5 protein-coding genes are annotated in these 13244 nt (G+C 70.0%); all 5 read left to right on the top strand.

The features are described from left to right. Positions 1-169: 169 nt before the first annotated feature. The 5 genes from E3D03_RS02755 to E3D03_RS02735 all read left to right on the top strand — a co-directional run bounded on the left by E3D03_RS02755 (position 170) and on the right by E3D03_RS02735 (position 13240). Complete coding sequence (locus E3D03_RS02755; protein WP_263565706.1) at positions 170-748, top strand: methylenetetrahydrofolate reductase C-terminal domain-containing protein; 579 nt, start codon at positions 170-172, stop codon at positions 746-748. Further along, positions 745-1857, top strand: a complete 1113-nt coding sequence (locus E3D03_RS02750; protein ID WP_263565705.1) for a methylenetetrahydrofolate reductase — start codon at positions 745-747, stop codon at positions 1855-1857. Before E3D03_RS02755 ends, E3D03_RS02750 begins: the two co-directional genes overlap by 4 nt. Positions 1858-1888: 31 nt before the next feature. After that, positions 1889-2839, top strand: coding sequence for a methyltetrahydrofolate cobalamin methyltransferase (locus E3D03_RS02745; protein ID WP_263565704.1), 951 nt, complete (start codon positions 1889-1891; stop codon positions 2837-2839). Between the two features lie 4 nt (positions 2840-2843). Beyond that, entirely contained in the window at positions 2844-4901 is a 2058-nt protein-coding gene (locus E3D03_RS02740; RefSeq protein ID WP_263565703.1) for an ASKHA domain-containing protein, read from the top strand. Positions 4902-5242: 341 nt separating this feature from the next. Further along, a complete protein-coding gene (locus E3D03_RS02735; protein WP_263565702.1) occupies positions 5243-13240 on the top strand; it encodes an SdrD B-like domain-containing protein in 7998 nt (2665 codons plus the stop codon). Positions 13241-13244: the final 4 nt, after the last annotated feature.

The following is a 13244-nucleotide window of genomic DNA, read 5'->3' as shown; positions in this document are numbered from 1 at the left end:
CAGCCGCCGTCGCGGGCCGGACAGGGGGCAGCTGCCGGTTCGGCGATGCTCGCCCCAAGGAGGGGGAGATCCTTTCCAGATGACGCCAAGGCCGCCCGGCAAGGCGGCCGCGGCGCCCAGGCTTTCGCGCGGAACCCGCAGGTGTTCCTTGACCCAGGCAGGAAAAAGCATGTCTGACCAGACCCATCGTGCAATGATCCCGGCGGCAGGCCAGGGCCGCGTGGCGAAGGCGCCGAGGCCCGGGGGCCCGGCGCAGGTCGCGCGGCCCGGGCGCGGCTATGCGGTCAGGCTGTGGTCGGTGCGCCATGCCCGCGCGCTGGAGTGGTTCTATCGCCGGTTCGCCCGAACCGTCCTGCTGCTGCATCCGCTGTGGCAGGCGCTGGGCTACGGCCGGGTCGAAAAGCCGATGCGCTTCGTCGAGCGGCAGGTCAAGGGCCTGATGTTCGACTGCCGGATGTGCGGGCAATGCGTGCTGTCCTCGACCGGCATGTCCTGCCCGATGAACTGCCCCAAGCAGCTGCGCAACGGCCCCTGCGGCGGCGTGCGCGCCAACGGGCATTGCGAGGTCAGGCCAGACATGCCCTGCGTCTGGGTCAAGGCTTGGGAGGGTTCGCGCCGCATGGTGCAGGGCGACGCCATCCTGACGGTGCAGAAGCCGGTGGACCGGACGCTGGCCGGAACCTCGTCCTGGCTGCGCGTGACCGCCCAGGCCGCCGCCGAACGCGACCAACGGGAGGATGCCGCATGAGCCCGCACCATGACGAAAACCCCGCCGGCGCGCATCTGCCGCTGGCGCCGCTGCCCGGCCATGCCTCGCGCGGGCGGCTGGAGCGGGTGCTGCGCCGCGGCGAATTCGCCGTCACCGCCGAGCTGAACCCGCCCGACAGCGCCGATCCCGAGGATGTCTATGAACGCGCCGCCGTCTTCGACGGCTGGGTGGACGGGATCAATGCCGTCGATGCCTCGGGGGCGAATTGCCATATGTCCTCGGTCGGGATCTGCGCGCTGCTGACCCGGATGGGCTATGCGCCGATCTATCAGATTTCCTGCCGCGACCGGAACCGCATCGCCATCCAGGGCGACGTGCTGGGCGCCGCGGCCATGGGGGTGCAGAACGTGCTGTGCCTGACCGGCGACGGCGTGCAGGCCGGCGACCAGCCGGGCGCGAAGCCGGTCTTCGACCTCGACTGCATGTCGCTGATGGAGACGATCCGCACCATGCGCGACGAGGGCCGGTTCCTGTCGGGCCGCAAGCTGACGACGCCGCCCGCGATGTTCCTGGGCGCGGCGATCAACCCCTTCGCGCCGCCCTATGACTTCCGGCCGCTGCGGCTGGCCAAGAAGATCGCCGCCGGCGCGCAATTCGTGCAAAGCCAGTATTGTTTCGACGTGCCGATGTTTCGCGACTACATGGCCCGGGTCCGCGACCTGGGCCTGCACGAACAATGCTTCATCCTGTGCGGCATCGGGCCGCTGACCTCGGCCCGGACCGCGCGCTGGATGCGGGCCAATGTGCCGGGGGTGCATATTCCCGACGCGGTGATCGCCCGGCTGGAAGGCGCCGCCGACCAGAAGCGCGAGGGCAAGCGGCTCTGCATCGACATCATCGACGAGGTGAAGGAGATAGCGGGCGTCGCCGGCATCCATGTCATGGCCTATCGGCAAGAGGAATACGTCGCCGAGATCGTCCACGATTCCGGCGTGCTGAGGGGCCGGCGCCCGTGGCGCCCCGAGCCCAGGGCCGACGATGCGCTGGTCGCCGGCCGACTGGACCACATCCTGCACGACGACCGCGCCGAAACGCCGCAGCAGATCCTGACGGACGCGCAGGCGGCGCCGCACCCCGCCACACCCTGAAACAACCATCCATTCCGAAAAGGAAACATCCATGACCCGCACCATCGTCGCCTCGGCGACCCGGGAAATCGCCATCGGCTTCGACCAGCCCTTCTGCGTCATCGGCGAGCGTATCAACCCCACCGGCCGCAAGAAGCTGGCGGCCGAGATGGTCGAGGGCAATTTCGACACCGTGCGCAAGGACGCGCTGGAGCAGGTGGCCGCGGGCGCGACCATGCTGGACATCAACGCGGGCGTCACCGCCGTCGATCCCAACGCCACCGAGCCGGGGCTGATGGTGCAGACGCTGCAGATCGTGCAGGACCTGGTGGATGTCCCGCTGGCCATCGATTCCTCGGTCACCGCCGCGATCGAGGCCGGGCTGAAGGTCGCGCGCGGCCGCCCGCTCATCAACTCGGTCACCGGCGAGGAGGACAAGCTGGAGGCGATCTTGCCGCTGGCGCGGAAATACGACGTGCCGGTGGTCGCGATCTCGAACGACGAGACCGGGATCTCCATGGACCCCGACGTGCGCTTCGAGGTCGCGAGGAAGATCGTCCAGCGCGCCATGGACCACGGCATCCGTCCCGAGGACGTGGTGGTCGATCCGCTGGTGATGCCGATCGGCGCCCTGGGGGACGCCGGGCTGCAGGTCTTCGCCCTGCTGCGCCGGCTGCGCGAGGAGCTGAAGGTGAACACGACCTGCGGCCTCTCGAACATCTCCTTCGGCCTGCCGCACCGGCACGGCATCAATGCGGGCTTCATCCCGATGGTGATCGGCGCCGGCATGACCAGCGCCATCATGAACCCCTGCCGCCCGCAGGAGATGGAGGCCGTGCGCGCCGCCAATGTGCTGGCCGGCGTGGACAAGGACTGCGGCACCTGGATCCGCACCTACAAGGACTTCCGGTCCGGCGAACATGCCGCGCCCGCCGCGGTTCCGGTGGAGGGCGGGGCGCGGCGGCGCGGCGGGCGGGCGGCGCGGCTCGGCGCGCCCGCCTGACGCCATGGCCTCGGACCCGAAAGACCCGCTGGTCCTGTTCATGCCCTCGGGCAAGCGCGGGCGCTTTCCGGTCGGGACCAGCCTGCTCGACGCCGCGCGCCAGCTTGGCGTGCATGTCGAAAGCGTCTGCGGCGGCCGCGCCACCTGCGGCCGCTGCCAGGTCGCGGTGCAGGAGGGCAGCTTCGCCAAGTTCGGCGTCACCTCGTCCAGCGACCACGTCTCGGCCCGGGGCGGCAAGGAGGACCGCTATGACCGCCTGCGCGGCCTGCCCGCGGGCCGGCGCCTGGCCTGTTCCGCCGCCATTCTCGGCGACCTGGTGGTGGACGTGCCGCAAGACACGACCGTCAATGCCCAGGTGGTCCGCAAAGCCGCCAGCGACCGCGTCATCGCGCGCGACCCGGCGGTGCGGCTGTGCTATGTCGAGGTGGACCCGCCCGACATGCACCAGCCCCTGGGCGACCTCGACCGGCTGAAGGCGGTGCTGGCGCGCGACTGGGGTATCCACGACCCGGCCGTGCCGCTGCGGCTGCTGCCGCAGGTGCAGACGATCCTGCGCCGGGAAAACTGGGGAGTCACCGTCGCCGTCCATCGCGACGCGGACGGCACGCGCCCCGACATCCTCGCGCTCTGGCCCGGCCTGCACAACCAGGCCTATGGTATCGCCTGCGACATCGGCTCGACCACCATCGCGCTGCATCTGGTGTCGCTCTTGTCGGGCCGGGTGCTGGCCTCGGCCGGTGCCCCGAACCCGCAGATCCGCTTTGGCGAGGACCTGATGAGCCGGGTGTCCTATGTGATGATGAATCCCGACGGGCGCGAGGCGATGACCCGTGCCGTGCGCGAGGCGGTGAACGGGCTGATCGCGAAGGTCTGCGCCGAGGGCGGCGTGGCGGCCGACGACATCCTGGATGCGGTCTTCGTCGCCAATCCGATCATGCATCATCTGTTTCTGGGCATCGACCCGACCGAGCTGGGCCAGGCGCCCTTCGCCCTGGCCGTGTCGGGCGCGGTCCAGACCACCCTGGCCGAGCTGGGGCTTTCCGGCAATGCCGGCGCGCGCGCCTATCTGCTGCCCTGCATCGCGGGCCATGTCGGCGCCGATGCCGCCGGGGCCACGCTGGCCGAAGGCCCGCACCGCCAGGACCGCATGATGCTGCTGGTCGATATCGGCACCAATGCCGAGATCGTGCTGGGCAATGCCGCCCGCACCGTCGCGGCTTCCTCGCCCACCGGCCCGGCCTTCGAGGGCGCCGAGATCTCTTGCGGCCAGCGTGCCGCCCCGGGCGCCATCGAGCGGGTGCGCATCGACCGCGACACGCTGGAGCCGCGCTTTCGCATCATCGGCTCGGATCTGTGGTCGGACGCGCCGGGCTTTGCCGCGGAGGCCGCCCGGCTGGGCGTCACCGGCCTCTGCGGCTCGGCCATCATCGAGGTCGTGGCCGAGATGTATCTGTCGGGCATCGTGACCGGGGACGGCGTCATCAGCGGCGCGCAGGCGGCGCGCAGCGCTCGAATCATCCCGAACGGGCGCACGTTTTCCTATCTGCTGCACGATGGCCAGCCGCGCATCGCCGTGACGCAGAACGATGTGCGCGCGGTCCAACTGGCCAAGGCCGCGCTTTACGCCGGCATCCGGCTGCTGATGGAAAAGCAGGGCGTGGCGGCGGTGGACACGATCCGGCTGGCCGGCGCCTTCGGCTCGTTCATCGACCCGAAATATGCCATGGTGCTGGGCCTGATCCCCGATTGCGACCTGGCCGAGGTCCGGGCGGTCGGCAATGCCGCCGGAACCGGCGCGATGATGGCGCTGCTGAACCGCGGCCACCGGCGCGAGATCGAGCAAGTGGTGCAGCGCATCGAGAAGATCGAGACCGCGCTCGAGCCGCATTTCCAGCAGCTTTTCGTCGCTGCCATGGGCCTGCCCCACAAGGTTGACGCCTTTCCGCACCTGTCGCGCGAGGTAGCCCTGCCACCGCGCGGCGATTCCGGCGGCGGCGCGCCCGGGGACAGTCCGCGCCGGCGGCGCGAGAACCGCGTGACCCGCCGCCGCGATCAAGCCTGAGGCGTGGCCTGTTTCTTGGGCTGGCCTCTTGCGCGGGTCCACGGGCTTCTTCCGGTGCCGAAACCGGGCGGCACGTTGAGCTGGCAGGTCGACTGCGGCAGGTCCGGTGGAATTCCCCCCGATGCTGGCGCCGCTGGTGCTGGGCGGCTTCGACGTCGGTTCAGCTTCCGGGGGACGGAAGCCGCGGTGGCGCTGCACGCGCTGGGCGCCGCAATAATCGGAGTTAGAACCCCGGGGCGCTCCGAAAAAAATCATCAGCATTAGGGATTTATTCATCGGTCCTCTGCCAAAACGACCCTGCTGCCGAGGCTTGGGGCGGGCGACGATCGGGTCCGATTCATATGTTCAGAATCTTCACGCATCACGGGTTCCCCTTTCATCGGGCGCTTTTCCGCCATCTGGCTTCGATCCTGCTGGGCTGCTGGCTGCTGGCATTCCAATCCCAGGCCGCGGTCGCGCAGTCCGTGGACTGGGTCGTCAATATCGACGATTCGGGATCTGATCCTTCGCCGGCCGGCGGGCTTGTCGACTACACGATCCGCATCGCGAATGATGGCCTGAGCCCGGCCCCGGCGACCACGCTTGGCCTTGATGTTCCAAGCGGCGCGGTGCTGGAGGCGACGACCGGCGCGATCGCTGGCTGCGCGCCACTGCCGGCCACGGGCCCGCAGAGGGTTTCCTGCCTGGTGCCGGCGCTGGCCGCGGATGCCCATGCGAGCCTTACCGCGCAGCTGCGGACCTCGACGCAGGGGATGATCGGCTTCACCGCCTCGGTTCCGACCGGTATGGCCGGGGCTATCGACGGCCAGCCCGGCAACAACGCGGTTACCGAGAATACCAGCCTGACCGCCGGCGCCGATGTGGCGCTGACGCTGAGCGGACCCGACAATGCCCCGTCGGGCGCGGTCGTGACCTACAGTTTCGTCGCCAGGAACAATGGCCCCGATCCGGTCGGCAACCTGACGCTCGGCTTTGCCGTTCCTGCCGGGCTGGCGAATATCGTGCCGCCGCCCTCGGCGGGCTGCATGCTGGCGGCGGGCACCTATAGCTGCCCCATTGCCGGGCCGGTCGCGGCCGGCATGACGGTGACGCGCAGCTTCCAGGCGCAGGTCGTGCGGGCCTCCGGCCTGACCGTCACGCCGGCGGCCAGCATCGGCGGCGGCTCGGTCCCCGATCCCGTCCCGGCCAACAACAGCACCCAGAAGACCACCGGAATCGCGCCGGGCAGCGATCTGTCCATCAGCAAGTCGCGCGCGCCGGGCGGCGTCATTCTGATGGGCCAGCAGGTCACCTTTACACTGACGCCGCGCTATTCCGGCGACAGCCCGCAAGGCATCACCGTGACCGACACGCTGCCTGCACACTACAGCCTGGTATCCTACAACGCGCCGGGCTGGAACGTGACCACCTCGGGCCAGACGGTGACGGCAACGCGGGCCGCCGGCAGCGGGACGGGGGCGAACCTGGCCCTTGGCCCGATCACCATCGTGGCGCGGGCGGATGCGGCGGGCAATGTCAGCAACACGGCGCAGATCGTCTCGGCCACGCCGGAGGATCCCAACCCGGCCAACAACGGCGCCAGCGACGGCGGCGTGACCATCCAGGCGCCGCAGGTCGATCTGCGCGCGAACAAGAGCGGCCCTTCGCCGGCGCTCTATGTCGTGGGCCAAAGCTATAACTTCACCATCAGCACCAGCAATATCGGCAACGCGGCCTTCGTGGGCAGGCTGCGCATGACCGACCAGCTTCCCGCCGGGCTGCGGGTGACGCATGCGGCGCCGAACGGCTGGAGCTGCACCGCCCTGCCGGTGACGGGGCCGGCGCCTCTGAGCTGCCAGCGGGACTATTCCTCTGCCGCGCCGCTGGGCGTGAACGGGACCACGCCGGCCGTCACGCTGACGGCAGAGGCGACGCAGGCCGGGGCGCAGCCGAACGGCCTGACGGTCGGTTCCCCCGATCTGCCGGATGAGCCGAACACCGGCAACAACAGCACCACCTATGCCGGCAGCGCCGTGCTTGCGGCCAACAGCGCCGACCTGCGGGTGATCAAGACGGCGAACCTGGCCGCGGTTGCTTCGGGCGATCCGATCCTGTTCACCGTCGAGATCGTCAATGACGGTCCCGCCACCGCCACCGGGGTCACGGTCACGGATGCGCTGACCGGGCTTCTCAACAGCAACGTGGGGCCGAACCACGGCTTTGCCGGCCATACGGCGCTGCCGGGCAGCGCATCGGCCCCGTCCTGCTCGACCGGCTCCAACGGATCGGGCCGCACCGCCAGCTGCACCATCGCGACCCTGCCGGTCTGCACGGCGGGCAGCGATTGCCCGCGCATCGTCTTCGCTGTCAGGCCCGGAGGCAATGCGGGGCCGCGCACGAACACGGCCAGCGCCCTCTCGGCCGACACGCCCGATCCGGTGCCCGGCAACAATTCCGGCAGCACCGGCTATGCCGTCACCGCGCGGGCGGATGTGTCCGTCAGCAAGACCGCGACCCCGGCGACGCCCGCGGTGGGCCAGCCCTTCGACTATGAGATTACCGCGCGCAACCTGAACAGCGGGCTCTCGCAGGCCGAGAACGTGACCATCACCGATACGCTGCCCGCCGGGCTGACCTTCATCTCGGCCACGCCGGACAGCGGAAGCTGCGCGGTGAAGCCGGCGGCGAACACGGCCATCGGGCCTGGCAACGATACGGTCAGCTGCAACCTGGGCACGATCCCGGTCAATGCGCAGCGCACCGTCACCATCCGCATGCGGCCGGACCTGGGCGCGCAGGGCGGATCGGTGACCAATACCGTCAGCGTCGCGACCAGCAGCCCGGAAACCGGGACCGGCAACAACAGCTTCTCGCTGAACACGACCATCGCCGATCCGCAGATCAACCTGCTGGTCAACATGACCGACAGCGTCGATCCGCTGCCGGTGGGCACCGACGCGGTCTATCGCATCACGGTGACCAATTCCGGGCCCCTGGCCGCGACCGGCGTCGCGGTGACGAACGACCTGCCGGGCGCGCTTGCCTATGCCGGCCATGACCTGCCCGGTGACGGCACGTGCGGCACGGTCCCCGCGGCGGGCGTGCCGGGCGGGCAGCTGGCCTGCAGCTTTCCGCTGCTGGCGGCGGGCGACAGCCGGGTGCTCGAGGTGACGGCGCGCGGCCTGGCGAAGGGCGTGGCGCTGAACCGGGTCGAGGTGGCATCGGCCGAAACCCGGGCCGGATTCGAGGCGAACCTTCTGGACAATGTCGCGACCCAGCCGACCACGCTGCGCACCCGTGCGGATGTCGAGATGGTGTCGAACACCTCGGATCCCGCCACGGTCAATCTGCGCGATCCGTTCGATTTCCGGATCGAGCTGCGCAATATCGCCGGTGCCGGCCTGGCCGAAGCCGATGACGTGGTCGTCACCGGCAACCTGCCCGCCGGGGTCGAACTGACCGGAACCCCGACGGTCGCCATCGTCAGCGGCGCGGCAAGCCTGTCGTCCTGCACCGGCGTGGCCGGCGCGACCATCTTCACCTGCAATCTCGGGACGCTGAGCGCCGGCGCCGACCTCCGCATCACCGCCCCCTCGCGGGTGATTTCCGTCGCGGCCACCGGGCAGGTCTTTACCAATACCGCCGGCATCGCGACCTCGTCCTTCGAGGCGAATACCGCCAACAATGCCCGATCCGGCACCGTCACGGTCAATGCCAGCTCGCTCACGGGCCGCGTGTTCCGCGATTTCGATAATGATGCCGCGGCGCATGGCGGCGATGCCGGGATCGGCGGCCTTGCCGTCACGCTGAGCGGCACCGCCTTCGACATGACGCCTGTCCACCGGACGGCGACGACCGCGCCGGATGGGAGCTATGTCTTCGCAGGGCTTCCCGCAGGGCATTACAGCGTCAGCCATGCCGCCATCGGCGAGGCGGACCTGCAGGACGGCACGACGACCGCAGGCAGTGCTGGCGGCACGGCGACCGCGAGCACGATCAGCGGCATCGCGCTGCCCGCCGCGACGCCCGCGACCGGCTACCTGTTTCCGAAGGTGCCGCGGGCGCGCATCGGAATCGCGAAATCCCTCGCCGGCGGGCTGACGATCCATGCCGATGGCAGCTTCACGGCGGGCTTCGGCCTGATCGTCCAGAACCCCTCGCTGGAGGCGCTGGAGCAGATCGAGGTCACCGACCCGCTGGCCGGCGCCGCGCCGGCCTTCGGCAGTTTCGCGGCGCTTGCCAGCCCGGCGACCGATCCGCTGGCGCCGGGCAGTTACACCATCGTCGCGGCCCCCTCGGGCAGTTGCGGCGGTGCGAATGGCGGCTTCGACGGCGCGTCGAACGACGTCGTGGCCAGCGGCTTCAGCCTTGCCGCCGGGGCGCAGTGCAGCCTGGGCTTCCGGATCCGCGTGCGTCCGCTGGGGCCGCTTCCCCCGGTTCAGGCATCGGGCGGCCATTACGAGAACAGGGCGCAGGCCGAGGGCACCGGCGCGCTGTCGGGCCAGACCAGGGCAAGCAACCCCGCGCTGGCCGACGGTTCCAACAATGGCACGACGGTTCAGCCGGGGGTCGTCTCGCCAACGCCGCTGACCCCGGTCTTCGCTCCATCCATCGCGCTGGTGCAGACCGCCGATGCCTCGGCCCTGAACACGCCGCCGGCAAAGGGCGACAGGCTCACCTACAGCCTGACGGTGACGAATACCGGCGACGTGACGCTGAAGAATGTCGCCGTGGCGGCTCCCGGACTGGGTGCGGTTGCGGGCAGTCCGATTGCCGCGCTCGCGCCGGGTGCGTCGCAGGCGCTGACGGCGGTCCATGAGTTGACGCAAGCGGACCTGGATTCCGGCGAGGTCGTCAACACCGCGACCGCCGAGGGCGAAGCCCCGGATGGCAGCACGGTGGCCGACGTCTCGGGGACGGGTCCAAGCAATGACGATCCGACCGTGGTGCCGCTGACCGCCGCACCCTCGCTTGCGCTGGTGAAAAGCGCCGATGTCTCGGCCCTGTCCTTGCCGGCGATGCGGGGAGACCGGATCAGCTATGACCTGACGGTGACGAACACCGGCAATGTGACGCTGACGGATGTCACCGTGACCGACCCGATGCTGGGCGCGATCCCGGGAAGCCCCCTGGCCGTGCTGGCGCCGGGCGCGTCGCGGACCCTGAATGCGGATCACGAACTGACCCAGGCCGATCTGGACCGGGGCAGGATCGAAAACACCGCGTTCGCCGCAGCCAAGGCGCCCGACGGCAGCACGGTGGACGATGTTTCGGGAACGGATGCGACGAATGACGATCCGACGCGGACGAACCTGGCTGCCCGGCCGGCGATCGCGCTGGTCAAGACGGCGGATGCCTCTGCGCTCTCTTCACCGGCGGCGGTCGGCGAGCAGATCGCCTACAGCCTGACGGTGACCAATACCGGCAATGTGACGCTGACGAATGTCACCGTGGCCGACCCGATGCTGGGTGCGATCGCGGGCAGTCCTGTGGCCGTGCTGGCGCCGGGCGCGTCGCGGGTGCTGAGGGCGGATTACGAACTGACCCAGGCGGACCTGGATGCGGCCGAGGTCGTCAATACCGCGACCGCCGAGGGCGAGGCTCCGGGCGGCGGCCGGGTGACGGACGTCTCGGGCACGGACGCCACGAACGACGATCCGACCGTGGTGGCGCTGAGGGGCCGGCCCGCCATCGCCCTGATCAAGCTGGCCGATGCCAGCAGCATCTCGACACCGGCCGCCATCGGCGACCCGATCACCTACAGCTTCACGGTGGCCAATACCGGCAGCGTGGTGCTGAATGACATTGCGCTGACCGATACGATGCCGGGGGTCGAGCTGACCGGTGGGCCGATCGCCGCGCTGGCGCCGGGGGCGGTCGATTCGACCAGCTTCACCGCGACCTATCGCCTGACCCAGGCCGATATCGACGCGGGCGAGGTTCGCAACAGCGCGACGGTGACGGGCTCCGCCGACAGCGGCGAACTTGCAAGCGACATTTCCGGCACCACGGCCGGGGATGACGACCCCACCGTCGTTCCCATCGCGCCCGCCGCCGGAGTGCGGCTGGTCAAGTCGCTGGCCGGAATCGAGGATACCAATGGCAACGGCATCCAGGATGTCGGGGATGTGGTCCGCTTTGGCTTCAGGATCGGCAATACCGGCAATGTCGCGCTGCAGGTCGAGAGCATCGAGGATGCGACCGCAATCGTCTCGGGCGGGTCGATCACCATCGCTGCCGGCATGAGCGACGGCGGCAGCTTTACCGCCAGCCATGTGCTGACCCAGGCCGATCTGGATCGCGGCCATGTGCAGAATACGGCGGTGGTGGCCGGCACGGCGGTGCGCGGCGACGGCAGCCCCATTCCCGGCCCCGGCGGCGCGCCGCTGCGGATCAGCGCCAGCTCGGATGCCGGGACCGATCCCGAGGGGCGCGCAGTCCCCGATCCCGAAGCCACGGAGACGCGGGATGGCGCCGGTCAGACCGACGGCGATCCGGGCAACGACCCGACCGTAGTGCGGCTGGCCCGGACGGCGGCGGTCGCCTTGATCAAGCGCTATGCCGGCTTTGCCGACGCCAATGGAAACGGCGTCGAGGACGCGGGCGATACGCTGAACTTCGCCTTTGCCGTCGCCAACACCGGCAATGTCGCGCTGCGGATCGCCACCATCGACGACCCGGCGGCCACGGTCTCGGGCGGGCCGGTGATCCTCGCCCCGGGAGAAACCGACAGCACGACCTTTGCCGCGGCCTGGTTGCTGAGCGATCAGGACATGCGGCGCGGCCATGTCCAGAACGCGGCCCGGGTCACCGGCCATGCGGTGACGACGCAGGGTGTGCCGATCCGCGACGGCAGAGGGCTGCTCAGCGTCACAGACGTCTCGGACAGCGGCACCGATCCCGAGGGCGCGGCGCTGGACGATCCGCAGGCGGTGGAAACCCCGGACGGCGAGGGCGGCACCGACAGCGACCCGGCCAACGACCCCACCGTGGTCAAGCTGGGCCGGCCCGAGGTCCTGCTGAAGATCAGCGTCGTCGAGACGCCGGACCGCAACGGCAACGGCATTTTCGATGCGGGCGACCAGATCGTCTATGCCTTCGCCGTGACCAATACCGGCAATGTCCCGCTGGAGGACGTCACCATCGATCCGGGCAGCCTTAGCCTGGACATGCCCGGCTTCTCCTGCCGGCCGGTCCGGTTATCGGTGGCCGGGACGGCGGTGCTGACCTGCGCCGGCAATCGCTACACGGTCACGGCCGAGGATGCCCGCCAGGGCCAGATCAACCTGGCCGCGACCGCGACGGGCCGTTCGGTCGCGGGCGTGCGGGCGGTGTCCGAGGACGCCGTGGTTTCGCCGACGATGCGGGCCGGTGGGCTGACGCTGACCAATTCGGCGGATCGCGGCACGGCCGTCGTCGGCGATCTGGTCGGCTATGTGCTGGAGCTTGCCAATGACGCCGCCGGGATCACCACGACCACCGACCTGGTCGATACCCTGCCCGCCGGCTTCAGCTATCGTTCCGGCAGCGCGACGGTCGGCCGCGCCAGGGTCGAGCCTGAGATCCGGGGCAACCGCCTGCTCTGGCACGGGTTGACCCTTGCTGCGGGGGAAACCCTGCGGGTGCGAATCGAGGCTCTGGTCGGCGGCGGCGTCCGGCCGGGCTCTCATGCGAGCCGGGCGCAGGCGTTCAGCCCCGCGACCGGCCGGCCGGTCACGCCCGAGGCGACGGCCACGATCCGGGTCGAGGTCGATGCGGTTCTTGCCTGTGCCACCGTGATTGGCCGGGTTTTCGACGACCTGGACCATGACGGTTACCGGAACGCGCGACCCGGCGAAGAGGGGGCCGAACAGGGCCTGCCGGGCGTGCGGCTGGTGGCGCCGAACGGGCTGGCGGTGACGACGGACCGGCACGGCCGCTTCAGCCTGCCCTGCGCGGCGCTGCCGCGCGACATCGGCGCCAATTTCATGCTGAAGCTGGATGAGCGCACGCTGCCGCTGGGTTATCGGCCGACCTCCGAAAATCCGCGCGTGGTGCGGCTGACGCCGGGGATGCTGACGAAGATGAATTTCGGAGCCAGCCTGTCCCGAGTCGCGCGCGTGGATCTGTCGGCCCGCGCCTTCAGCGGCGATGATCCGCGCCCCGAGTTGCAGGATGGCCTGCGCCGGCTCGTCGCCGAAATCGCGGCCCGGCCCTCGGTCTTGCGGCTGAGCTATCGGCTGGGCCCGGGCGAGCGGCGCGGCGACGCCAGGGTTCGGCTGCGCCGGGTCGAGGCCGCGCTGCGCCGGCTGTGGCCCACGAACGGACGATTTGCCCCGCATATCGAGACGGTGGTGGAAACGCGGCCGGTGGGGCGCTGATGAT

This window comes from Paracoccus sp. DMF (assembly GCF_004407025.1).
GTDB lineage: Bacteria > Pseudomonadota > Alphaproteobacteria > Rhodobacterales > Rhodobacteraceae > Paracoccus > Paracoccus aminovorans_B.
This window is presented reverse-complemented; position numbering and strand designations above follow the sequence as displayed.